Source organism: Flaviflagellibacter deserti, from assembly GCF_042652085.1.
Classification (GTDB): Bacteria; Pseudomonadota; Alphaproteobacteria; order Rhizobiales; family Methylopilaceae; genus Flaviflagellibacter; species Flaviflagellibacter deserti.
The window spans coordinates 94258-118125 of sequence record NZ_JBHSJF010000001.1 but is presented as its reverse complement, the minus strand read 5'-3'; the positions used below and the strand labels follow the sequence as shown (position 1 = coordinate 118125).

The following is a 23868-nucleotide window of genomic DNA, read 5'->3' as shown; positions in this document are numbered from 1 at the left end:
CGGAGGAACCACTGAGGCAGCGGTTTGGGTCCTCCGGTCGAGCCGGAGACGACGACCCGGAAAGGATGTGAAGCCATGAGGCTCATGATCGTTGGAACATTGTCGGGTCAGCTGACCATGGCCACCAAGATCGCCATGGAGCGCGGCGCGAAGGTCACCCATGCCGAGGACACCGAGCAGGCGCTCCGTGTGCTTCGCGCGGGCCGGGGCGCGGACCTTCTCATGGTCGATGTCGGCCAGCCCATCCGCGACCTCGTCGACAAGCTGGAAGCCGAGCGCATCCATGTCCCGATCGTCGCCTGCGGCATCGATAACGATGCCCGCGCGGCGGTCGCGGCGATTCACGCCGGCGCCAAGGAGTACATCCCGCTCCCACCCGATCCGGAGCTGATCGCGGCCGTCCTCGCCGCCGTCGCCGAGGACAATCGCGACATCGTCTTCAAGGACGAGGCGATGAAGCTCGTCGTCGACCTCGCGGCCCAGATCGCGAAGTCGGACGCGAGCGTCCTCATCACCGGCGAGAGCGGCACCGGTAAGGAAGTCATCGCGCGCTATCTCCATTCGCGCTCGAACCGCGCCGGCCGCGCCTTCATCTCGGTCAACTGCGCCGCGATCCCGGAGCAACTGCTCGAATCCGAATTGTTCGGCCACGAGAAAGGCGCCTTCACCGGCGCCGTCGCGCGCCGCATCGGCAAATTCGAGGAGGCCGACGGCGGCACGCTGCTGCTCGACGAAATCTCGGAGATGGACGCCCGTCTGCAGGCCAAGCTGCTGCGCGCGATCCAGGAGCGCGTGATCGACAGGGTGGGCGGCCAGCGCCCGGTACCGGTCAATATCCGCATCCTCGCAACCTCGAACCGCAATCTCACCGAGGAGGTCCGCAAGGGCACATTCCGCGAGGACCTGCTCTATCGCCTCAACGTGCTCAATCTGAAGATCCCGCCGCTGCGCGAACGTCCAGCCGACATCGCGGTCCTGTCCGAGCATTTCGCCCGGAAATTCGCCGACGCGAACGGCCTGCCCTACCGGCCGATCTCCGGCGACGCCGCCCGCGAACTCGCCCGCGCCCGCTTCCCCGGCAACGTCCGTGAGCTGGAGAACACGATCCACCGTGCCGTGCTCCTCGCACAGGGTCCGGAGATCGGCGTCGATGCCATCCGCACGCCGGACGGCGCTCGCATGGAGGCTTCCGCGACCGGCCCGGCCCAACAGGCCGCGCTTGCGGCCGAAGCCGCCACCCGTTCGCTCGTCGGCCTGACCGTCGAGGCAGTCGAGCGTTCGCTCATCCTCGACACGCTGAACCATTGCTTCGGCAACCGGACCCATGCCGCGAACATCCTCGGCATTTCGATCCGCACGCTCAGGAACAAGCTGAACCAGTATTCGGCGGAGGGAATTCCGATCCCGCCGTCGACGGGCCAGGCGGCGTAATCGCCGGGAATGCGCCTCGCGGTCCTCGCCGACATCCACGGCAATGTCCTCGCCCTAGAAGCGGTCATTGCCGACATGGCCGGACGCGCCGTGGACCGTGTCATCAATCTCGGCGATTGTGTCTCCGGCCCGCTCTGGCCGTGCGAGACTCTCGATCTTCTTCGTCGCCATGACTGGCCGACGATACGCGGCAATCACGACCGCTGGGTCGGCGAGGCGGTCTCCGAGCCCGAAGGCAAGTCCGATGCGCACGCCTGGCGAGCGCTCGACCAAGCCGGCCGCGCCTGGCTCGGCGCCCTGCCCGCGACGCTCGATCTCGGTCACGGCGTTCATGCCTTCCACGGCCGCCCGGGCAGCGACATCGAATATCTGATCGAAGACATCGAGAACGGCCGCCTCGCCCGCGCTCCGCTCGCCTGCATCGCGAACCGCGTCGGCGACATCGACGCCCGCGTACTCCTGTGCGGCCACAGCCATCAGCCCTCGATCACGACCCTTGAGGATGGCCGGCTGATCCTCAATCCGGGAAGCGTCGGCTGCCCCGCCTATGACGACGAGGACCACGTCTCGGAGACCGGCTCGCCCATGTCGCGCTACGCCATCCTCGACCTCCCGGAACAGGGTCCACCCCGCGTGGAAATGCTGGCCATCCCTTACGACCACGAAAGCGCGGCGAAAGAGGCCGCACACAACGGCCGCCCCGAATGGGCGCACGCGCTCATGACCGGCGTCATGCCGACGCGCTGATACTGGCAGGCCCGGCTCGCCTTCCCCAGATAAGGAATCTCACCTATCCGGGGTACATCATGAAAATCGACCTCACCGGGAAAACTGCCGTCGTCACCGGCTCGACGCTCGGCATCGGCTTCGCAATCGCCAAAGGACTCGCCGAAGCCGGCGCGACTGTCGTCGTCAACGGCCGAAAGCAGGACGCGGTCGACAAGGCGATCGAACTCCTGAAGCAGGCGGTTCCGGGTGCCAATGTGCGCGGCGTCGCCGCCGACCTCGCGACGGCAGAGGGCTGCGCTGTCCTCGCCAAGGCCGAGCCCTCGGCCGACATCCTGGTCAACAATCTCGGTATCTTCGCGCAGCAGGACTTCTTCGACGTTCCCGACGAGGAATGGACACGCTTCTTCGACGTCAACGTGCTGTCCGGCGTGCGGGTGTCGCGCGCCTATGTGCCCGGAATGGTCGACCGTAAATGGGGCCGCGTGATCTTCATCTCGTCCGAGTCCGGCCTGAACATCCCCAAGGACATGATCCATTACGGCGTGACGAAGACGGCCAATATCGCGGTATCCCGCGGACTGGCGAAGCGCCTCGCCGGCACCGGCGTGACGGTGAATTCCATCCTGCCCGGTCCGACGCTCTCGGAAGGTGCGGCGGACATGCTCCGCGATGAGGTCGCCAAATCGGGCCAGACCGTCGAACAGGCGGCGGCCGCTTTCGTCAAACAGCACCGGCCGACATCGATCATCCAGCGCGCGGCGACCGTCGAGGAAGTCGCCAATCTGGTCGTCTACACCGCCTCTCCACAGGCGTCCGCGACGACCGGAGCAGCACTTCGCGTCGACGGCGGCGTGGTGGACACCATCGCCTAGGCCGTAGGACGTCCATACCCATGACTAAATATTAACGTGCCGGTTCTGAGCGAACACGCTACCCAGAACGCCCACGGAGAACCGCCTCGTGTTCGTTTCCTTCTTCCCCCAGCCGAAACTGTTCTTCTGGTCCGTTGTCATCTGGTCGGCTATCGCCATCGGACTCTGGTACGGCTTCGCCGCCGAGTTCGGCGCAACATACGGACTGGGACTGGGAGGCGCCGCCGATCCGGCGCGAGCTGGCACTGTCGCCACCTTCTGGTCGCCGGCCTTCCTCTGGTTCTATCTCTATTTCGCGGCCATGGTCTGGATCTTCGCCGGCTTCTGGATGCGGTACTCGCCCCACCCCTGGGCCGGATGGTCGATCCTCGGCTCGGCGCTGATCCTGTTCACGACCTATTTCCAGGTCCAGGTCTCGGTCGCCGTGAATGCGTGGTACGGGCCGTTCTACGATTTGATCCAGGCCGCCCTTGCGAAAACCCGACCCGTCACGCTCCAGGAATTTTTTGCGGAGCTAGTCACATTCGCCGGCATTGCGTTCGTCGCGGTCGCCGTCGGTGTCTTCATGCGCTTCTTCATGAGCCATTGGCTCTTCCGTTGGCGCAACGCAATGAACGATTACTACATGTCGCACTGGTCGAAGCTGCGCGCCGTCGAAGGCGCCTCGCAGCGTATCCAGGAAGACACGATGCGTTTCTCAACCACGATGGAAACTCTCGGCGTCAATCTCGTCCAATCCGTCATGACGCTCATCGCGTTCCTGCCGATCCTGCTCAGCTACTCGCAAACGATCACGGAGATGCCGTTCATCGGCGAAGTCCCGCATGCGCTCGTTTGGGCGGCGGTCCTGTGGGCCGCGTTTGGCACCGCTTTCCTCGCTCTCGTCGGCATCAAGCTGCCCGGACTTGAATTCAAGAACCAGCGCGTCGAAGCCGCGTTCCGAAAGGAACTAGTGTATGGCGAGGACGATCCCAGCCGCGCCAGACCGCCGACAGTCGGCGAATTGTTCTCCAATGTACGCCGGAACTATTTCCGTCTCTATTTTCATTACGCGTACTTCAACGTAGCGCGCATTTTCTATCTGCAGACCGACAACATTTTTCCCTACATCATTCTTGCGCCATCGATCGTAGCTGGAAAGATCACGCTCGGCTTGATGAATCAGGTCCTCAACGCCTTCGAACAGGTTCGCTCGTCGTTCCAGTATCTCGTAAATTCCTGGACGACGATCGTCGAGCTCCTGTCGGTCTACAAGCGTCTCAGGACCTTCGAACGGGTGATCCACGGCGAACCGCCGCCGGCACCGGCCGTCGAGGACGCCCGCCCCGCAGTCGCCTAGCTCGATGAAGGCGGTCTGGCCCCGACCGCCGCCTTCATGACGCTCGACGGAGGATTCTCAGCGGGTCCAATCGATGGGCTCCTGTAATCTATTGGTAGGCCGCCATTTCCGGCCTAATGACGCATGCTGGGCAGCGTTGGAATTTAAGCCCAAGCTCGAGCTCCGGAGACTACCAGCGTACAAGCCGCTGAGCTGCAAGGGCGCCGAGGCCGGAGAGGCCGGCAATAGCGAGTGTGTACCAGGTCGCGACGAAAAGCGGAGAGTCGTCGGTACAATGCAGGACATAGATCGTCCCGGCAATTCCGCCCGCAAGAAGACCGGCGACCGCTCCGGCAATTCCCGAACGTGATGGCGCTCCGTGACGCATTGCCAGCAGGAAGATCGAGAGCGGGCCGAGGCCGATCGCCATAACGAGGAGGAAGCAGTACACGTTGCTCGTGCCCATCAGCCTTTCCGGCCAACTCTCCGAGGGAGTAGTGAACAGTTCGAGGGTGACAGCTGCGACCAGCAGGATCGGCGATGCCATCAACAGCGGAACCGTTTTGCGCAAATCTCCCTCCGGGCGTGACAGGATGCGCAAAGCGCCGAAAGCCCCAAGCGCCAGCGTCAGCAACACCACGAATTTGAACAGGAAACGCAGCGTGCCGGCAGCAGCAGCAAGATCAGGCCGCGGGGCGAGCGTGGCGAGGAAGACGGCTGCGGCAACGGCGGCCGCGAGCGCTGCAGCGCCCCACCAGACGGTCGAAAGCGACGCCGGGGGCGGCCTTGTATCGGCTGCCAGCGCCTTGATCAGTTCGTTGGTTTCCATTTCAGCCCCGCCCGAACCGTCTGGCGATCGCCGCCAGGCCGCGATGCAGAGCGACGCGGACCGCCGTTTCGCTCATGCCTAGATTGCTGGCCGTCTCGCTGATCGAACGGCCGTCGACGGAAACCGCCGCTACGACCGAGCGCTGGCCGGGTGCCAAGCTCTCCAGCGCACGATTTATCTCCCATTCGCGCGCCAGCTCCGCCTGAGGTTCGGCAGCCGGTTCCGCAATCGCTTCGATGTCGATCTCCATCCTGCGGCCACGGCGCCGAAACGCGTCGATGAGCTTGTAGCGCGCGATCGCGTAGAGCCATGGCGCGACAGGCGCATCTTCCCGCCACGTGTGGCGCTTGAGGTGAATCGCAAGCAGCGTCTCCTGCACGATATCCTCCGGATCGATCCCGCCGTTCACGATCTTTCGCCGGGCAAAACCGCGCACGAGGCAGGCTGCGCGCCGGAGAAACTCGCCATAGGCTCTTTCATCTCCCGCGATCGCAGCGCGCATAAGCCGGGCAAGTTCGTTGTCGTCGCTGCTGTCCAAGCCTGCCTTCCTCCCGAACTACGTTGCTGCGCAGTCCTTTGTTACCTGGCCGGCGAATTTTGTTACGTGGCCGGCAAATTTCTGCTCAGGCCAAGCCCCGGACGATCACGAAATCGTGTCTCTGGCAGGTGGTAACACAGAGGCTGCCGGACCGAACTGGGATTGCGCGCCCGAGGAGCGGCGCGCGGGCCACCCAACCGGGAGAACAGTATCATGACCACGAAATCAGCCGTGAGCGCCGCCGTGCTGGCCGGCGCCGTCGCAACCGCGCTCGCATCGTTTGCCACTGCTTCCCCCCTGTCGAAAGCGGAAGTGAAGGCAGCGATGGACGCCGGCAAGGAAAAATGCTTCGGCGTTGCCCTGAAGGGGCAGAACGACTGCAAGGCCGGCGCCGGCACGACCTGCCAGGGCAGTTCGACCGTCGACTACCAGGGCAACGCCTGGAAGTTCGTCGACGGCGGCACCTGCACCACGATGGACCTGCCCGGCGACCGCAAGGGATCTACCACGGAGCTGAAGCGCGACATCCCGTCGTAAGCACGCGACCTGCCGGAAAGCGGAGGACCAAGATGAACGAACTGGCCATTCACCCAGCGTCCCGCACGTCGAAACCCTCGCGCTTTCCGGCGTACTCCGTCGCCGGCCTTGCCGGTACCAGTTTCAAGCACGAGCACCTGCAGGCAATCACCGCCAGCGGCGAGAACGGTTTCTTCGAGGTCCACGCCGAAAACTACATGGGTGCCGGCGGGCCGCCGCACGCCGCGCTCGCCCGTATCCGCCGCGACCATCCCGTTTCGCTGCACGGTGTCTGCATGTCGATCGGCGGACCGCGGCCACTCGACCAGGCGCATCTCGGTCGTTTCAAGGCTCTCGTCGATCGCTATGAGCCGGCGCTTGTTTCGGAGCATCTCGCCTGGTCGACCCACGAGACCACCTACTACAACGACCTGCTTCCCCTGCCCTACACGCCGGCAACGGTGTCGCGTGTCGCCGATCACATCGAGGAGATGCAGGAGGCGATCGGCCGGCCGATCCTGCTCGAAAATCCCTCGACCTACGTGCTTTTTCCGGAATCGACGATGAGCGAGACCGATTTCATCCGCGAGCTGGTGCGGCTTACCGGTTGCGGCCTGCTGCTCGACGTCAACAACGTTTTCGTCTCGGCCACCAATCACGGCTATTGCGCGCGCGACTACCTTGCGGATTTCCCACTCGATCATGTCGGCGAAATCCATCTGGCCGGGCACGCCGAGCAGGCGGATGACGAGGGCGACCTGCTGCTTATCGACAGCCACGATGGTCCGGTGGCCGATGCGGTCTGGAAGCTCTTCGATATCGTCATTGGCCAATGCGGGCCGATCCCGACATTGGTCGAGTGGGACAGCGATATCCCGGATTGGCCGGTGCTCAAGGCAGAGGCCGCCGCCGCCCAAAAGATTCTCGACCGTCACGCCAGTGGCGACATGCCCGGTAGACCCTATGCCGCCTGTTGAGCGACCGTTGAAGGATTCCGAGCGCAGGCTTGGCTATGCAGCGGCATTCACCGCAGGGCTGCTCGATCCCGCCCGTCCCCCGCCCGACATGGTTTCCGGGCCGGGAGGCAAAGCCTCGGTCAGGCGGTACGCGGTCTACCGCAACAATGTCACTGTCAGTCTGATCGATGCTTTGGCTGCCAGCTTTCCGGCAACCCGGCGCATCACCGGGCCGGACTTCTTTCGGGCGGTGGCTCGCTCGCATATTCGCGAGACGCCGCCCACCTCGCCGCTCCTGTTCGAATACGGCCGCGATTTTCCCGATTTCATTGAGCGCTATGAATACGCGCAAGCGATGCCTTGGCTGGCCGACGTGGCGCGGGTCGAGCGGGCTTGGCTCGACGCCTATCATGCCGCCGACGCGGAACCGTTGGCGTCCGCTCTACTGGCATCCATCCCGCCCGAACGACTGGCCGATACCGTGTTCATGCCGCATCCGGCGACCTTCGTGGTCCGCTCCCGCTACCCGGCAGTGACGATCTTTGCCGCTAACCGGAGCGGCGGACCTGTCGGACGGATCGAGGCAGCCGGTCCGGAAGACGCGCTGGTTACGCGGCCCGGCCTCGACGTTTTTGTTCGCCACCTGCCACCCGGCGGCGCCGTGTTTGTCTCGCATTTGATCTCGGCCAAGCCGCTCGGTGCAGCCGCCGCCGCGGCATTCGCGGAGAGCGCCGAATTCGATCTGTCTGCGAACATTGCCGGCATGCTGAACGCCGGCGCCTTTACAGCGGCGCAACCGGGAGAGCGCGCATGACAAACGCAAGCCGTAATGCAGGACTGCGAGGTGTCGCTGCGCTTGTCGAGAAGATGAACGCCGCTCTGCGAACGATTGCCACGCCGTCCCTGACCCAGCTTGTCCTGCGCTGCGCACTTGCGGTTCCGTTCTGGCGGTCTGGCGTCAACAAGTGGGATGGCTTTTTGCAACTGAACGACGTCGCGGTGCTGCTTTTTAGGTCCGAGCTCAAGCTGCATCTGCCGGGCGGTCCTTACGATTTTCCTGCGCCGACGCTCGTGGCACTCGCATCCGGTTCGGCAGAAATCCTGCTGCCTATTCTTCTCGTTCTCGGCCTGGGGACACGACTGGCGGCGTTCGGGCTGCTTCTGATGACACTGGTCATACAGCTGACGGTGCCGGACGGCTGGCCGCTGCACATCACCTGGGCGGCGATGGCCCTCGGCATCATGGCATGGGGACCAGGGCGAATCTCGCTTGATTCACTTTTCCGCCGAGCGGTCTATCTAAACTGATCAGGGTCCGCTTTGCGCTAATTCCGCATCTTGGCTTGTAGCCGGAAAGCAGACCTGCAGGTAGATCAGCGTGGAGGGAGGTCGCGCTACTGCGACTTCCTCAGCGAAGTGTTTCCATCTCCAGCATCGTGGGACGCGATCGGCTCGGAGGCGGACCCCGAAGTGGGCTACATTGCAGCAGATTTTCTGAACCGCGGAGCTTTTGGGCCGCGCTCCCAATGCACGATATGCCGTTGCCGCATCTGCTCCTCCGGCCGGATCCGGCTTCGGAGGAATTCGGACAGCGCGGCGCGGACGAGGTCGGATCGCGATAAGAGTTCGTCCTCCTGCTCCGCGAGCCATTCGTCGACGGCTCGACTGAGCTCCGGTGTGAGTTGCGCGGCGATCACCACCGACTTTCCGCTGGGGCTTGTCATCGGTCCGCTCAAAGGAACAACCGTGGAATCCCCCAGGCGATAGCGGCGGCCCACAAAATGGTCGCGACCACACCGAAGCAGAGCATTCCGGCTGATAGGATATTCTTCACGCGCCCCGGGACTTTCCTGACCCTTGGCGTAGCGACGGCAGTTTTGCTGGTGTCTGTCATCGATCCTCGCATCTTGTGTCCGCCCCGGCGGAAGCGCTGCGGTGCCTGGCTCCTGGAGACTCGACCGGCAGGTGAAAAGCTCGGTTCCCTGTCAGACGAAGTTCGGCCTTGATCCTCCAGGCCAGGAGTGTGAGCACGAGTGACAATACGAACGCGGCTATGGCGTACCCGTACATCAGGCGGCTCCTTGGATGCGGAGAGGAGAGGCATGCCTCTCCTCTCACTTCATGATCAGACCGTCAGGACCGTCACGATCTCGTAGGTGCCTGGCTCGATGATCACGATGCGGCCGTCGGCGAGGACGATGTAGCTGAAGCCCCGATATTCGGGGACGAGCTCCACGATTTCGACCGGTAGGGGCCGGACATGGACCGTCCGGGGTACGACCGCGCCGACCGAGACGTTGAAGTTGACGTTCACCTTCTCGACGTTCGAGGTGACGATCTTCTCCCGGATCGTCGTGCGCTGCTCCGTGCTGAGATTGACGGAGGCGGCTGCCCGGCCCGTCTTCATGTCTCCCTCGGTCTTGGCGCCGGCGGCGCTGCGCTCGGTCGAACCCTTGGTCTCGCCCTGGGCGCTGGTGCCGGACGTCGACTTGTTCGTATCCTGGGCGCTGCGTTCCTTCTGCGCGTCGGGCTTTTGGTCCTGCGCGCTTCGGGAAGCGTCGGATTTGGGCTTCTGGTCCTGAGCGCTACGCTCGGTCTGCGGCTTCTGAGGAGCGTCCTGGGCGCTCTTCTCCGCGCCGCCCTTCTTCGGCTCCTGAACGCTTCCGCTCATAGAGCCGGATTCCTGCGCCGAACCTGCCGCACCGGAACCAAGCGAGCCTCCGGCTCCGCCGGACCCGGACGCGCCGCCTGTCGCGGAAGGCGCGGACTGGCTCGGAGGCATCGGGGCGCCGGATGTTCCGGAAGCGCCGCCCGACTGGGCATTGGCAAGCGAGAGGCCGGCGACGAGGGCGAGGGCCGCTGCGCTGGCGAGAAGCACGTTCTTCATTGCGTTATCTCCCATGTTCGATGTGTCGGTGAGAGCGGATCAGTCGATGATCTCGACGACTTTTCGCGTGCCGGGATCGACCAGCGCAGTGCGACCGCCGACGCTGACGTAGCGGTATTTCGTTGCGCTCGGCACGCCTTCGATGGTGTGCAGTTCGACGGTCTCGGGAACGACGGTGCCGACGCTGAGACTCACGTCAGCCGGCACGGCCGTGACCTTCTGCTTCACCACGTATTGGCGGATCTGCGTGCGCTCTTCGGGCGAGACGATCACCGTCTGCGCCAAGGCCGCGCCTGCCATCAGGGTCATCGCGGTCGCCAAAACCATCTGCTTCATCCGAGTCTCCACTGTGAGCCCGGCCCCACAGGTGCAAACGGATGATCGACAGATTTATTCCCGTATCAGCGAGAAACAGTCACGGGCACAGGTGAGTGTTCGGGAGAGAGGCCGCAAATTCCTTCCGCCTGCAGGAAGCCCCAGCCGTAGACGGCGTCGCGCCCGGGAACGCCGAGATCAATGGCGTTCCTTTCGAGCAGCGCCTCGGCCTCGGCTGGCATCAGGGTCGGCTGGCCGCGCTTGATGACGGCGAGCGCTGCGGAGACGACGGGCGCGGCGAATGAGGTTCCGTGAAAAGCGGCGCCGGCGGCGCTGATCGTCGGCGCGGAGAAGTCGATATAGTCGCCTCGATTGGCGCTGCGGTAGACTGAAAGATTCTGATCGGTCGCGGTGACAGCCACGACCGCCGGATAGCCGGCGGGATATTTGGGCGGGGCGCCCGGACCGTCATTGCCGACGGCAGCGACGACGGGGATTCCACGCCCGATCGCTCGATCGATGGCTTCCTTGAGAAGCTGGTTCGGCGGCCCGGCCAAGCTCAAATTGATCACGTCGACATTCCGCTCGACCAGCATGTCGATGGCCTGAATCAACGACATCGCATCTGCACGATCACCGTTGGGGTCCTGCGAGAAGGCATCGATGGCAATCAGTTTGGCAGCCGGCAGCAGCCCCTCCACCGCAGGTGCATTGCCCACCAGGATGGACGCGACGGCGGTCCCGTGCCCCGCGTCCGATGGGGCGGCGGCCGTTCGAAGAAGCTCCACGTCACGCCCGAGAAGTGGAGGGCTGGAGAGATCGACCGCGGTGTCGATCATGCCGATCGTGGGCTGTGTGTGGCAGCTCGGATCGGAGGCCGGCCAGGCGATCAGTTCCTCCAGCTTTCCGGCCTCGTTCTGCGCATCATGACCGGCCGGATAATAGAAGTCATTCGTCGCCACGGTGGCGCCCGGCCTCAGTTCGAAGACGGCGGCGGCTGCGTCCGTCAGCGAGCGGCCCTTGGGCAGGTGAAGTTCGACGACGCCGGTTCTGGCGGACGCGCGCCGTTCGACAACGAACCCGCGACTGGACAGGCGGCGGAGAGCTGGACCGTCCAATCCTTTCACGAGGATTCGGTCCCGCGATTTGAGAGAAGTACCGTTCCTGTCGATCAGGCTGGCGGCGCGTGAGATGGACGTGCGTGCCCGCTCGCTAGTTGCGCCCCGGCGCGAGGTTGCGCCGGCCGATGCGGCGCTTTTGCTCGACCCCCGCGAGGTCGGGGATGCCGTGGCGCCTTTCGAGGTCGCGACACCCTTCCCGTTTCCCCCGCTCGCGCGGGATTGGCCGCTGTTTCCTCCCGAGTTCCCCTTGCCGCTCCCGCCGGAATTTCCATTGCCGGAATTTCCATTGCCGCCGTTCCCGTTGCCCGCTCCTCCACCTTTGCCGTTTCCCCCCTTGCCGTCCCCGTTTCCGTTCTTGGCCAGCGCCTGCGAGAAGCCTTCGACGAACATCGAGTTCGGCATGAAAGCGATCGTCACCAGGATCGCGGAAACGAATGCGAGCAGGCGTTGACGGCGCAAATTTCGACCTTGCGGCAAGAACAGGAACGGCAGAGTCAACGCACGGCCGGGACGGCCGATCCGGGTCCCGCAAGTTTTTTTTCCGCATCTCGGGAATAAACGGCGCAGCGGATCGTTTTCATAGACGTGCACACGATGTCGAACGTCCAGGCCAATCTCGTGGCCATGCTTCCGAGGCTGCAGCGTTTCGCCCGCACTCTCAGTGGATCGTCGGTGATCGGGGATGATCTGGTGCAGGCCACCTGCGTGCGAGCGTTGTCCCACGAGGGCGGCTGGGTCGAGGGCACACGCTTCGACGCATGGATTTTTCGCATCCTCCGCAATCAGTGGATCGACTGGCTGAGAAGGCACCGCACCGAGGGAGATCAGGAGCCGATCGAGGACGCGCCTGAATTGGTGGGCGAGGACGGAGAGCGGCGTGCGCACCAGACCTTGATGCTGAAGGAGGTCTGGCGAACCATCGACCGGCTGCCGGCCGAACAGCGCGAAGTGCTGCTTCTCGTTTGCGTCGAGGAGCTGAGCTATCGCGAAGTGGCCGAGGTCCTGGGAGTACCGACCGGCACCGTCATGAGCAGGCTGGCTCGCGCCCGGGCCCGGCTCACCGGTTTTGAAGAGACAACAGGTTCGGCCGTGGAGGAGCTGGGATGATAGCGATCCCCAACGATGAGATGTTGATGGCTTATGCCGACGGCGAGCTTGAGCCGGCCGTCGCATCGGCAGTCGAGCAGGCGATGGTCCGCGATCCCATGATCGCCATCAAGGCTGTTGAATTTTTGCGGAGCCGGCGGCTGGCGCGCGACCGGTTCTCGGCCGAGCCGCTCCCTGTTCCATCCGCAGAATTGCTGCGCTCGGCGATGGGCGGCCGGGAAAGGCCGACCGGCCGCTGGCTCGCGAAACCGGGCCTGCGTCTGCTGGCGGCGTGCCTGACGCTCGTCGCCGCGGGCGCTGTGGGATGGGGCTTGAACGGCGGAGCGGCTCCAACGAGCCTAGTCGTGCTGGACTTCCCACTGGCAGAGGCGGTGTTCGATCGCGTGGCGACCGGAGAAACCGTGGAGGTCGCGGGAGGCAAGGTGAGGGCGATCGCCACGATGGAACTGCCTCGCGCGGGCCTCTGCCGGCAGGTGGAAATCGTCGATCCCGGGGCAGATGTGACCAATGCGATTGTCTGCCGGCACAAGGGCGCGGAATGGAAGACGGTCCTCGCGCTACGCGGAGCGGCGAAGTCCGGTGAGTATGAGCCCGCGGCGGGAAACGAACTGATCGACAGATTTCTCGACGGCGAGAAAGCCGGCCCCGCTTTGGATGCCGAGGCCGAAAAGCGAGTCCTGAAACATTCGTGAGTGTCATCGCGATCATGAGAAGGCGCTGAACGCTCTCAGGCAAACAACAATCGATCGCGGTCCTCGTCACATCGTTCTTGAACGCGGGACCAGAAGTCCCCGACCGCCCTGTTCAGGCTGGCTCGACCGCGGATCAGCACGATTTCGATTGGAATCGAAATACCTGGGTTGGCGAGCACCAGATTGCCGTTCGGATCGAGTTCTTCCCTGACCAGACTGAGCGGGGCCCAGGCCACTCCCCGACCCTGTTGAGCAAGGTTCTTTAGGACCAAGGCCAATTGCGACGTGAAAATCGTGGTCGCGTTCAACGTCTTCATCAGATCGGAAGCGACGGTCGCTACGATGCGGCCGATGCCGGATCGCTCATCGAAGGCTAGGTAGGGTGTGGGACTGGCGGGATCACCAGGAACCACGTGGAGAGGGTTGCCATCCTCGCCACAGCCACTGACCAGGACGAGGTCATCCGTGCTGAGGATGATCGTCTCGAAGTCCTGTCCGTCGAGCAGCGTTCTTGTATCGGGATGCCGATGGCACAGGAGGAAGTGCGCGCCGCCTTCCAGCATCAGGCGTTCGCACGCGACCATGTTGTCGGCGACGAGATTGATCGGCGTTGACGAGATCACGCCGCTGACTTCCCCGAACCATCTCGGAAAGAACGTCAGCGAAAGGGCATGGGTCGATGCAAAACGGATCGGAGCATTGTCCTGAGCTTGGACGGCCTCCAGGCGGCCCTGCTGCAACTGGCGCATCGCATCGCGCGATGCTTGGAGGAAGAGTTCGCCGCCGGGCGTGAAGCGAATTTTATGCGTGTCGCGCTCGACAAGCGAGCAGCCGACCCACTCCTCCAACGCCCGTATCCTCCGGCTGAAGGCGGGTTGGGTGACGTTCCGCGCCTCCGCAGCGCGCGAGAAGTTCAGATGGGTCGCCAGCGCAGCCAAATCGTCCAGCCAACCGATATCCAAGGTCATCCCTTCCTGCATTGATCAAGAAGATAACGGCATTAGACGCCATGGACCGAAGCGCCGAAACTTCGTTTTGGCATCGTCGATCGGCCGGATGCGGGCGGTGATCGTGCATGACCAAAACAAAAATTCCGGAGGAGCATACATGAGAATTCCCGCTCTGCTCTCGAGCGTGATGCTTTTGGCATCCACCTGCGCGGCCCTCGCGCAGGATTATCCCAGCCGTTCGATCACCATGGTCGTGCCCTACGCGGCGGGTGGTCCGACGGACACGGTCGCCCGGCTGACCGCCGAGGCGATGTCGAGCGCGCTTGGCCAGCAGATCGTCGTCGAGAACGTCACCGGCGCCGGAGGGACGCTCGGGACCGGACGTGTCGCCAGGGCGGAGCCGGACGGCTACACGATCCTCGTCCATCACATCGGCATGTCGACCGCGCCTACGCTCTACCGCAAGCTCGCCTACGATCCGAAAACGGCGTTCGAGCCTGTCGGCCTGATCTCGGACGCGCCGATGACCCTGATCGCCCGCTCGAACTTCGAACCGAACACGCTGCAGGAGGTCATCGCGCTGGCGAAGAAGGACAAGGAGAAACTCACCCTCGCCAATGCCGGCATCGGCGCGGCCTCGCATCTCTGCGGCATGCTTTTCATGTCGATGATCGGAACACAGATGACGACCGTCCCCTACAAGGGCAATGGCCCGATCATGACCGATCTGCTGGGCAAACAGATCGATCTCACCTGCGACCAGACCACGAACACCGCCGGGCCGATCAACGCCAAGCAGGTCAAGGCCTATGTGGCGACCTCGCCGGAACGCCTCAGCGTGATTCCGGATGTCCCCACCGCGAAGGAGGCCGGCCTTCCCGAGTTCGAGGTCTCGGTCTGGCACGCTTTGTACGCGCCGGCGAAAACCCCTCCGGAAATCGTTCAGAAACTCACCACGGCGCTACAGGCGGCTCTCAAGAACGAGAACCTGGTTACCCGGTTCCGCCAGATCGCCACCGAGCCGGTGTCGCAGGACCGAGCCACACCGCAGGCCCTGAAGATCCACCTGTCGGCGGAGATCGACCGCTGGGCGCCGATCATCAAGGCCGCCGGCCAGTTCGCTGACTGAGTTTCCCGGCGCCGGCATAGGTCCGCCGGCGCCGACGACCATGGTCGCCACCTCGGCCGGAACTCCCCACCCCGCAATGGCATGGATCAGCGAATAGGAGATCACCCGTGAGTGTACGGATTACAGATATTCGTGAGGTAACCAAGCCGATCGCCTCGCCGATCCGCAACGCCTATATCGATTTCAGCAAGATGACCTGCAGCCTCGTCGCCGTCGTCACGGACGTGGTGAGGGACGGCAAGCCCGTCGTCGGCTACGGCTTCAATTCCAATGGGCGTTACGGACAGGGCGGCCTGATCCGCGAGCGCTTCCGCGATCGCGTGCTCGACGCCCCTCCGGGGACTCTGCTGGACGACGAAGGGACCAATCTCGACCCGGATCGCGTCTGGAATGCGATGATGGCGAACGAAAAGCCCGGTGGGCATGGCGAACGCTCGGTTGCCGTCGGCACGATCGACATGGCCATCTGGGATGCGACCGCGAAGATCGCCAACAAGCCGCTGTTCCGGCTGTTGGCTGAACGCGAAGACCGAACGGCAAATCCGCGCGTCTTCGTTTACGCCGCGGGCGGCTATTACTATCCAGGCAAGGATACCGATCTTCTGCGCGCCGAAATGCGCAGCTATCTCGACCGGGGCTACAGCGTCGTGAAGATGAAGATCGGCGGCGCGTCCCTGGATGAAGACCAGAAGCGCATCGAAGCCGTGCTCCATGAAATAGATGGCGAGGCACAGCTCGCCGTCGATGCGAATGGCAGGTTCGATCTCGAGACCGCCATTGCCTATGCCAAGATGCTCCGAAACTATCCTCTCTTCTGGTACGAAGAGGCTGGCGATCCGCTTGATTACCAGCTTCAGGCGGCTCTTGCGGAATTCTACCCCGGTCCGATGGCGACCGGAGAAAACCTCTTCAGCCACCAGGACGCCCGCAATCTGCTGCGTCATGGCGGCATGCGCCCGGATCGGGATTGGCTCCAATTCGACCCCGCTCTGGCCTACGGCCTATGCGAGTTCCAGCGGACGCTTGCTGTCCTGACGACCCATGGCTGGTCGGCCGCGCGATGCATTCCCCATGGTGGCCACCAGATGGCGCTCAACATCGCCGCGGGCCTCGGCCTCGGCGGGAACGAGAGCTATCCCGACCTTTTCCAGCCTTATGGCGGCTTTCCTGATGGCGTGCGGGTGGAAGCCGGGCGTGTCACCTTGCCCGACTTTCCGGGCATCGGCTTCGAAGGCAAGGAGAACCTGTACCGCGAAATGGCCGCTCTATCGGCCTGAGACGAAGCGAGATGCAGCTTAGCGGCCTCTGGTGCCGCTCTGCGTCTAAAGCTGTCGCGATATCTGCCGACCGTCGCCCAAGCCGCTTTCGCCGTCCCAGGCTCGAAGAACGCATCGAAGGCAAGACGCAATATCTCGACCGCGTGATCGACGGACAGAGTGCTGCCGAGCGTCGGGCTCGCCATTGAGTCAAGCGCTGAGCTCAGGCCGGGCGTGTCTATTCCGGTACACGTTGGCCGCCCGTCGCGACCGCCTTGGGGCCGGCGGGGGCCCTGCCTTCCGACTGCTCGGCGCCGGTGACCTCGGAAACGATATCGGCAGCCATGCTTTCGAGAAGCGCCATTTCGTGGGGTTCTATGGAGCGCGGCTTCTCGTCCAGGATGCAGAGGGCGCCGAAAACCAGGCCGTCGGGCGTCCTCAGAGGCGTGCCTGCATAGAAGCGAACCCCCCATTCGCGGATCAGTTCATTGTCGGCGAAACGGGGATCGCGTTCGATGTCGGGGACCACGAGCGTGGTTCCATTTGCCACCACGTAGTTGCAGATCGCTTCCTCGCGCGGAATTGGACGGACGTGGCCGGTCTCGTCCGTGACGGACTCGGGCAGTTTGCCGCTTTGTCCGACAAAATGCTCCGTCTCATCGTCGATCGCCGAAATCACAGCGACGGCCGTATCAAAGACATCGGCCGCTCGCTTGGAGACCGCGTCGAACATCTCGCGATGCTTGGAGTCTAGGACGCCGCTCTTGTGCAGCGCATCGACTCGCTCGGTCTCGTTTTCAGGCGCTCCCGCTTGCTGCGCCGTCAACGCCTCTTCGGGGTCGACGAGCCGGTGGATGCGGCTCACAGCCTCCTGGAGCGAGGTGACCACCGCATCGGCATGGAGACGCGGCAGGGCCTTGTCGTGAAGCAGCTCTTCCGGAGCATTCCAGGCGGCGATCACGATCTTCAAATCTGGCCAGCGAAGCCTGAGCCGCGTGGCTAGATGCCGGGCCTGCATCGCGGGATTTTCGCTGAAATAGCTGAGGCAGACCGTCTCGGTGCCCTCCAGCTCCAGATTCGCGACGTAATGCGCATTGACGGTTGCCGCCGGCAGCGCCTTTGCAGCCACCCCCTCCAGGCAGAGCGCGTGGGCAACCATTTCCGCAGCCAGAGCGTCGATTTCCCATTTGCCGCCCAGACAGACGACGCGCCCGCCCGCGGCCGTAAGCTCCGCAGGATGATCGAGTCGCAGTTCCTCAAGAAGCGTGTCCATGCCGGATGCGAGGCGGAGGCGGTGTTCCGCGGTTGCCCGGCGCAGGTGCTGCTCGCTGGCCTGCCGCAGGACCTGCAGCGCGGTCTCGTCATAGAAGGCGATGACCGACCCGTCGGCGATCTCCTTCTGCGCGATGTCGATCGCCTCATCGACATCGCCCGCGATCAGCCGCTGGTAAATGCGAGAGGGAAGATCGAGGACCGGCGTGGAGCCGAGTAGCACGTCGAGAAACTGCAGTTGGGGAACATTGCGCCCGAGAACCAGCAGGCAGACCGTGATCGGCGTCGACAGGATCAGCCCCATGGGCCCCCATATAGCGGTCCAGAACATCGCCGCCGCTATCAGCGATATCGCGGAGAGGCCGGTGCTCGACCCGTATAGTATGGGCTCGACAACGTTATTGCTGATGATCTCCAAGGTCACGATCAGAGCGACTGTCCAGATCACCATGCTCCAGCCATCATCGATGGCGAAGGCGAGTACGATCGGAAACACCGCCGAGATCAGGGGGCCTATATACGGGACGAACCGCATCACAGCCGCGACCGTGCCCCAGAGCAGCGCGCCCGGAACGCCGATGAGCCACAGGCCAAGCCCCATCGGCACGCCGTAGCTGACGTTCACGAGAAGCTGCATCAGGAGATAGCGGCTGACGCGGCCGCCCGCCTCCTGCATCGAATCGGTCGAGCGGTGGACATCCCGTCCCAGCAATCTGAGAAAGCGATCGCGAAGGTCGCTGCGGTCGAGCAGCACGAGAAAAACGAAGACCAGGATGATGCTGGCGGTCGCCAGCGGCTTGGCAGCGCGGCCGAGCCAAAGCATGGCCTGCTCGATGGGGGTTGCGCTCTGCCCCACCACCTCCACCTTCTGGGGCGGTGGCGGGGCCGCTTCCGCCGGTCGCTGCTCCGGCTCCGTCACCTCTTTCCTAACCCGCTCGACCGTCTGCAGGAGGCGGGCGAAAACTCCTGGCGCTCCTATTTCCTCGCGCAAGTCGGTGAGCTTTTTCGAGATTGTCGACTGATAGGTCGGGAATTCCGCCGCGAGGGACCGGATCTGCGTTGCGAGCAGAATCCCGAAAACGGAAATAAGCGCCAGCACGACCGCCATGACCAGGCTGATCGACAGGACGCGTGGAAGCCCTCGCTTGGTCAGCCAGGTAATGGGTGGGTTCAGCGCGAAGCCGATCAGAGACGCTACCGCCAAGGGGATGAGGATATCGCGGCCGTAGTAGAGCGCCAGAATGATGATTGATGCCGATATCAGGCCGGCCGCAAGTCTGACAGGGTTGATCGAGCCCTCGGCATTGCTGCCTGCGGCCTCGATTTCCGGCTCCGTCATCTGCGGAGGCGATGGACCCAACATAGCGCAACCTCCGGGGTCGATGCTCTGGATGCGGTACCACTCCTTATAAGTCGGCAACGTGCAGGTTCTTTCCCGCGTCGGTGCAACTTCTTCTGCCTCGAATCCGGCTAGGGGATCAGCGATGGAGCCCGAAATCTGGCAACGCCGCTTCGCCAAGCTTCCGAAAGGAGGTCCGGAACGACGGCGCAGAGGTGGCCCGCGAGATCAGAATCCGGAGGCGCAACTGCCGATATTGGTCGCCACCGGCTATCCGGACGCAGAAGCGCAAATTAGGCGAGCGAACATCGCTCATCCACAAACCGTTCGTCGAAGATAAACTAGCTGCCAAGCTGCTTTTGACCGAGTTGAGCAAAACTCGAACGGACTACGTCGCGATGCTCAAAGCCGTGCACGCAGTTCCCGCGTCCGTCCTTGGTTCCGGAAGTACCTAATTTCGTGGCTTATCGGCCACTTTTTCTCGCGAGACGTAGTCAGCTAAGGGTGGCCCCTTGGCTCACCGTCCCGCGCAGTTGGTCACAAGCGGACCTTCCAATGGCCGCATTGCGTCAAAAGCGGTCGCGATATCTTGTCGGCGGTCGCCTAAGCCGCCCTCGCCGTCCCGGCCCGTTCGATGAAGGCCGGGACGTCCGCCGCCCGCATCGGCCTCGCGAACAGGAATCCCTGCGCGTGCGAACATCCCGCCGCGCGGGCCAGCAGCAGGTCTTCCTCGGTCTCGATGCCTTCGGCGATGACGTTTTTAGACAGGCCGCGCCCGAGCTGGGCGATGGTCGAGACGAACAGGCGGTTGTTCTCGGAGCTGCGCATGTCCTGGACGAAGCTCTTGTCGATCTTGATCAGGTCGATCGGGAAATCGCGCAGATAGGTCAGGCCGGAATGGCCGGCGCCGAAATCGTCGAGCCAGAGCGAGAAGCCGCGTTTGCGGATCGCATGGAGCTGCGCGATCTGCTCGCTCGAACCGTCCATCAGGAGGCCCTCGGTGATCTCGATCGCGAGGCGCGACGCATCGCAGCCGGTCTCGTCCAGGACTGCGTTGATCTTGGCCAGGAAATCGCGCCGCTTGAGCTGCGCCGGCGAGACGTTGATGCCGATGACGAGGTCCGGCCATTGCGCGGCGTCTTCGCAGATCTTCCGCAGCACCCAGAGGCCGAGTTGCTCGATCAGCGAGGTCCGCTCGGCGATCGGGATGAACTCCGACGGCGGGATATAGCCGCGCACCGGGTGGCGCCAGCGGACCAGGGCTTCCAGCGCATAGATCTGCTTGGAACCGGAATCGACGATCGGCTGGTAATGCACTTCCAGCTCGTCCATCAGGATCGCGCCGCGCAGTTCCCGCTCCAGCCCGCGCCGGTAGGTCTCGTCCTGCATCAGCATGCGGTCGAAGCTCTCGACCCGGCCGCGGCCGCCGCTCTTGGCGCGATAGAGCGCGAGGTCGGCGCAGGCCATCAGGTCGAGCCGGTCGACATCGTGCTCCGGGCTCCAGGAAATGCCGATCGAGCCCTCGATCTGCACCGTGCGGCCCTCGATCATCGTCACTTCGTGCAGAGCGTCGAGCACCCGCACCGCGACCGACTCGCAGGTCGATTTCGAGATCGGCCCGTTCAGCACGAAGCCGAATTCGTCGCCGCCGAGCCGGCCGGCGTTGTCGGCGCCGACCTCGCGGATCAGCACCTTGCCGACACGCGCCAGCACCGCATCGCCAAACGCATGGCCGAACATGTCGTTCATCGGCTTGAAGCGGTCGAGATCCAGCAGGAACAGCGCGCAGGGACGACCGGCCCGCGCATGGCGCACCTGTTCATGCACCGTATCGATAAAGGTCGCGCGGTTGAGGAGGCCGGTCAGCCGGTCGCGGCGGGCAAGATCGATGTTCTCCGCGCTCTGGCGCTGATGGGTGCGCGCATGCGCCTTGAGCTCGCTCACCAGCGCCAGCGCATAGGCGCCGAGGCCGATGACGCAGGTCAGCGTCAGGAGGAAAGGGATTCCGTGCGCGTCGCCCTGCGCCTCGCCGAGATAGATCTCGACCGCGATCCAGGCCGCGACCGAAAGCAGGACGCTGCCCGCGAGCGCCCAGCGCACCTGTCGAACCCGACGGTCATAGAAGTCGAAATCCACCCGCACGAAACTTCAGCCCGTTTAAACCCCGTGCCTCCTTACCCGTTGGGACTTAACGCCTCGTGACATGGATCACGGAAAATCGGCCCTATCGCCTCTTCGCCCAAATCGTAACCAGACGTTAACCACGTACCCGGCAAATTCTGCCCAGTGACTGCCGGAGCGATCCGGCTCGTGTTGTGTGAGGTCGTGTTCCGAGTGCCCCGTTTTGTCCGCCTCCTCTCTCCGGCGGACCTTTCGTGGAGGCAGGCTTGGAAGTCCGTGCTCTCGCTCCCAACCCGACGCCGCGCTTCGGCCCGACGCCTAGAAGACCTGTGCCGCACGGAGAGATAATGGCCGACCTGACCGCCGCAACCGCCGGCAAACCGGGCTTCTCCTTCAATCCCAGGGAGCTCCTGGTCTTCCTGCAGAAGAGCGATCTCGGCCTCGCCATCGGCGTACTGACGATCCTCGTCGTCCTCATCCTGCCGCTGCCGCCGGTCCTGCTCGACGTCTTCCTGGCCTTCTCGATCACCTTCTCGGTGCTCATCCTGATGACGGCTTTGTTCATCCAGACGCCGCTCGAATTCTCCGCCTTCCCGACCGTCCTTCTCGTCGCCACGATGATGCGGCTGGCGCTGAACCTCGCCTCGACCCGTCTCATCCTCGCCAACGGCCAGAACGGCACCGACGCCGCCGGTCACGTCATCGAAGCCTTCGGCTCATTCGTGATGGGCGGCAATTTCGTCATCGGCATCATCGTCTTCACGATCCTCGTCATCGTGAACTTCGTCGTCATCACCAAGGGTTCCGGCCGTATCGCCGAGGTCGCGGCGCGCTTCACCCTCGACGCCATGCCCGGCAAGCAGATGGCGGTTGATGCCGACCTCTCGGCCGGCCTGATCGACGAGGCGACGGCCAAGAAGCGCCGCAAGGACCTCGAGGACGAAAGCTCGTTCTTCGGCGCCATGGACGGTGCCTCGAAATTCGTCCGAGGCGACGCGATCGCGGGCCTGCTCATCACCATCATCAACGTCGTCGCCGGCATCATCATCGGCGTCGCCCAGCACGACATGTCGATGGGCGAAGCGGGCATGGCCTACACCCTGCTGACCGTCGGCGACGGCCTCGTCAGCCAGATCCCCGCGCTTATCGTCTCGACCGCGGCCGGTCTCCTCGTCTCCAAGGCCGGCGTCTCGGGTTCGGCCGACAGGGCGCTGATGACCCAGCTCTCCGGCTACCCGAAAGCGCTCGGCATGTCGGCGGCGGTCATGGCGGTGCTCGCCGTTCTCCCCGGCATCCCGGCCATCCCGTTCCTGGCGCTTGCCGGCGGCGCCGGCTATCTCGCCTGGAACACCGACAAGAAGAACCGCGCCAAGATCGCCCAGGAGGCCGTCCAGGCGCGCGCCCAGGAAGTCGCTGCGGCTGCGCCCCCGGCCGAGGAGCCGATCTCCGAAGCACTCAGGATCGACGACCTCAAGATCGAGCTCGGCTACGGCCTCCTGCCGCTCGTCGACGGCCCGGACGGGCAGGACAAGCTCACCGAGCAGATCAAGGCGCTGCGCCGGCAGTTCGCGTCCGACATGGGCTTCGTCATGCCCTCGGTGCGCCTGCTCGACAACGTCCACCTCGGCGCCAACAACTACGTCATCAAGGTCAAGGAGACCCCGGCCGGCCAGGGCCAGGTGTTCCCGAACCAGTTCATGTGCATGGACCCGATGGGCGGCCAGATCCAGCTTCCGGGCAACCACACGACCGAGCCGACCTTCGGCCTGCCCGCGACCTGGGTCGATTATGCGCTGCGCGAGGAGGCGAGCGTGCGCGGCTACACTGTCGTCGACGCGCCGACGGTGATGTCGACCCACTTGACCGAGATCCTCAAGGCCAACATGGCCGAGCTCCTGTCCTACGGCGAAGTCTCGAAGCTCCTGAAGGAGATCCCCAAGGAGCAGGCCAAGCTCATCGAGGACATCGTCCCCGGCCAGATCTCGATCACCGGCATCCAGCGCGTGCTGCAATTCCTCCTCGCCGAGCGCGTCTCGATCCGCGATCTCGGCACGATCCTCGAAGGCATCGCCGAGGCCGTCGGCTGGACTCGCAACCCGGCCTCGGTCGCCGAGCATGTCCGCTCCCGCCTCGGCCGCCAGCTCTGCGCCCAGCACGCGGCGCCGGACGGCGTGCTGCCGCTCATCGTCCTGTCGCCGGTCTGGGAACAGGCCTTCGCCGAATCCATTGTCGGCCAGGGCGAGGATCGCCAGCTCGCGATGGCTCCATCGAAGCTGCACGACTTCATCGATCTCGTGCGCAACAAGTTCGAGGACGCGGCGCGCGCCGGCGACGTCCCGGTCCTGCTGACCTCGGCCTCGATCCGCCCCTTCGTCCGCTCGATCGTCGACCGCTTCCGCAGCCAGACCGCGGTGATGTCGCAATCCGAAATCCATCCCCGCGCCCGGCTGAAGACGGTCGCCGCGATCTGACCCCCACCCGAGGACAGTC

General features: G+C 64.1%; 22 protein-coding genes. 13 read left to right on the top strand and 9 right to left on the bottom strand.

The features are described 5' to 3' along the window. Nucleotides 1–75: 75 nt before the first annotated feature. From flbD to sbmA, 4 genes are all read left to right on the top strand, one after another. Nucleotides 76–1431: a sigma-54-dependent transcriptional regulator FlbD gene (flbD, locus tag ACFPFW_RS00620; RefSeq protein ID WP_114955300.1), complete on the top strand. Its 1356-nt coding sequence runs from the start codon at nt 76–78 to the stop codon at nt 1429–1431. 9 nt (nt 1432–1440) lie between these two features. Further along, on the top strand, nt 1441–2178 hold the full coding sequence (locus tag ACFPFW_RS00615) for a metallophosphoesterase family protein (RefSeq protein ID WP_114955299.1): 738 nt from the start codon (nt 1441–1443) through the stop codon (nt 2176–2178). A 59-nt stretch (nt 2179–2237) separates the two neighbouring features. After that, a complete protein-coding gene (locus tag ACFPFW_RS00610) occupies nt 2238–3032 on the top strand; it encodes an SDR family NAD(P)-dependent oxidoreductase (protein WP_114955584.1) in 795 nt (264 codons plus the stop codon). Nucleotides 3033–3120: 88 nt separating this feature from the next. Then, a complete protein-coding gene (gene sbmA / locus ACFPFW_RS00605) occupies nt 3121–4371 on the top strand; it encodes a peptide antibiotic transporter SbmA (RefSeq protein WP_114955298.1) in 1251 nt (416 codons plus the stop codon). Nucleotides 4372–4540: 169 nt separating this feature from the next. On the opposite strand, the gene ACFPFW_RS00600 is transcribed toward sbmA, so the two are convergent. Together ACFPFW_RS00600 and ACFPFW_RS00595 are read right to left on the bottom strand one after the other, a co-directional pair. Further along, nucleotides 4541–5179: an NrsF family protein gene (locus ACFPFW_RS00600; RefSeq protein WP_114955297.1), complete on the bottom strand. Its 639-nt coding sequence runs from the start codon at nt 5177–5179 to the stop codon at nt 4541–4543. A 1-nt stretch (nt 5180) separates the two neighbouring features. After that, a complete protein-coding gene (locus ACFPFW_RS00595) occupies nt 5181–5681 on the bottom strand; it encodes a sigma-70 family RNA polymerase sigma factor (protein ID WP_379769227.1) in 501 nt (166 codons plus the stop codon). A 249-nt stretch (nt 5682–5930) separates the two neighbouring features. Between ACFPFW_RS00595 and ACFPFW_RS00590 the strand changes: the two genes are divergently transcribed. The 4 genes from ACFPFW_RS00590 to ACFPFW_RS00575 are packed head-to-tail and all read left to right on the top strand — an operon-like array spanning nt 5931 to nt 8497. Further along, nucleotides 5931–6254, top strand: coding sequence for a BufA1 family periplasmic bufferin-type metallophore (locus ACFPFW_RS00590; protein WP_114955295.1), 324 nt, complete (start codon nt 5931–5933; stop codon nt 6252–6254). A 32-nt stretch (nt 6255–6286) separates the two neighbouring features. Beyond that, nucleotides 6287–7210 carry an MNIO family bufferin maturase gene (gene bufB / locus ACFPFW_RS00585; protein ID WP_114955294.1) on the top strand — a complete coding sequence of 308 codons (924 nt, stop codon included), beginning with the start codon at nt 6287–6289 and terminating at the stop codon, nt 7208–7210. After that, nucleotides 7197–8003: an HvfC/BufC N-terminal domain-containing protein gene (locus ACFPFW_RS00580; protein ID WP_114955293.1), complete on the top strand. Its 807-nt coding sequence runs from the start codon at nt 7197–7199 to the stop codon at nt 8001–8003. The genes bufB and ACFPFW_RS00580 overlap by 14 nt, the downstream gene beginning before the upstream one ends. After that, on the top strand, nt 8000–8497 hold the full coding sequence (locus tag ACFPFW_RS00575; protein WP_114955292.1) for a DoxX family protein: 498 nt from the start codon (nt 8000–8002) through the stop codon (nt 8495–8497). The genes ACFPFW_RS00580 and ACFPFW_RS00575 overlap by 4 nt, the downstream gene beginning before the upstream one ends. A gap of 167 nt (nt 8498–8664) precedes the next feature. Here ACFPFW_RS00575 and ACFPFW_RS00570 read toward each other — a convergent pair whose 3' ends face one another. From ACFPFW_RS00570 to ACFPFW_RS00555, 4 genes are all read right to left on the bottom strand, one after another. Then, nucleotides 8665–8913, bottom strand: coding sequence for a hypothetical protein (locus ACFPFW_RS00570; RefSeq protein WP_114955291.1), 249 nt, complete (start codon nt 8911–8913; stop codon nt 8665–8667). Nucleotides 8914–9314: 401 nt separating this feature from the next. After that, entirely contained in the window at nt 9315–10076 is a 762-nt protein-coding gene (locus tag ACFPFW_RS00565; protein ID WP_114955290.1) for a DUF1236 domain-containing protein, read from the bottom strand. 39 nt (nt 10077–10115) lie between these two features. Continuing rightward, a complete protein-coding gene (locus ACFPFW_RS00560) occupies nt 10116–10412 on the bottom strand; it encodes a DUF1236 domain-containing protein (protein ID WP_114955289.1) in 297 nt (98 codons plus the stop codon). Nucleotides 10413–10477: 65 nt separating this feature from the next. Then, a complete protein-coding gene (locus ACFPFW_RS00555; RefSeq protein WP_162799556.1) occupies nt 10478–11971 on the bottom strand; it encodes a S8 family serine peptidase in 1494 nt (497 codons plus the stop codon). 135 nt (nt 11972–12106) lie between these two features. On the opposite strand from ACFPFW_RS00555, the gene ACFPFW_RS00550 reads away from it, so the two are divergent. Then, nucleotides 12107–12619: an RNA polymerase sigma factor gene (locus ACFPFW_RS00550; protein WP_114955287.1), complete on the top strand. Its 513-nt coding sequence runs from the start codon at nt 12107–12109 to the stop codon at nt 12617–12619. Then, the gene (locus ACFPFW_RS00545; RefSeq protein WP_114955286.1) at nt 12616–13311 is read left to right on the top strand and encodes an anti-sigma factor family protein; all 696 of its coding nucleotides are present in this window, start codon (nt 12616–12618) and stop codon (nt 13309–13311) included. The genes ACFPFW_RS00550 and ACFPFW_RS00545 overlap by 4 nt, the downstream gene beginning before the upstream one ends. A gap of 35 nt (nt 13312–13346) precedes the next feature. Here ACFPFW_RS00545 and ACFPFW_RS00540 read toward each other — a convergent pair whose 3' ends face one another. After that, a complete protein-coding gene (locus tag ACFPFW_RS00540; protein WP_162799554.1) occupies nt 13347–14279 on the bottom strand; it encodes a LysR family transcriptional regulator in 933 nt (310 codons plus the stop codon). 139 nt (nt 14280–14418) lie between these two features. Between ACFPFW_RS00540 and ACFPFW_RS00535 the strand changes: the two genes are divergently transcribed. Then, complete coding sequence (locus ACFPFW_RS00535; protein ID WP_114955583.1) at nt 14419–15390, top strand: tripartite tricarboxylate transporter substrate-binding protein; 972 nt, start codon at nt 14419–14421, stop codon at nt 15388–15390. Between the two features lie 107 nt (nt 15391–15497). Further along, nucleotides 15498–16667 carry a mandelate racemase/muconate lactonizing enzyme family protein gene (locus tag ACFPFW_RS00530; RefSeq protein ID WP_114955284.1) on the top strand — a complete coding sequence of 390 codons (1170 nt, stop codon included), beginning with the start codon at nt 15498–15500 and terminating at the stop codon, nt 16665–16667. Nucleotides 16668–16884: 217 nt separating this feature from the next. Here the strand turns inward: ACFPFW_RS00530 and ACFPFW_RS00525 are convergent, their stop codons facing one another. Both ACFPFW_RS00525 and ACFPFW_RS00520 read right to left on the bottom strand, forming a co-directional pair. Next, on the bottom strand, nt 16885–19281 hold the full coding sequence (locus tag ACFPFW_RS00525; RefSeq protein ID WP_114955283.1) for an AI-2E family transporter: 2397 nt from the start codon (nt 19279–19281) through the stop codon (nt 16885–16887). A gap of 579 nt (nt 19282–19860) precedes the next feature. Continuing rightward, complete coding sequence (locus ACFPFW_RS00520; RefSeq protein WP_114955282.1) at nt 19861–21399, bottom strand: putative bifunctional diguanylate cyclase/phosphodiesterase; 1539 nt, start codon at nt 21397–21399, stop codon at nt 19861–19863. Between the two features lie 326 nt (nt 21400–21725). On the opposite strand from ACFPFW_RS00520, the gene flhA reads away from it, so the two are divergent. After that, nucleotides 21726–23849, top strand: coding sequence for a flagellar biosynthesis protein FlhA (flhA, locus tag ACFPFW_RS00515; RefSeq protein ID WP_114955281.1), 2124 nt, complete (start codon nt 21726–21728; stop codon nt 23847–23849). Nucleotides 23850–23868 lie beyond the last annotated feature (19 nt).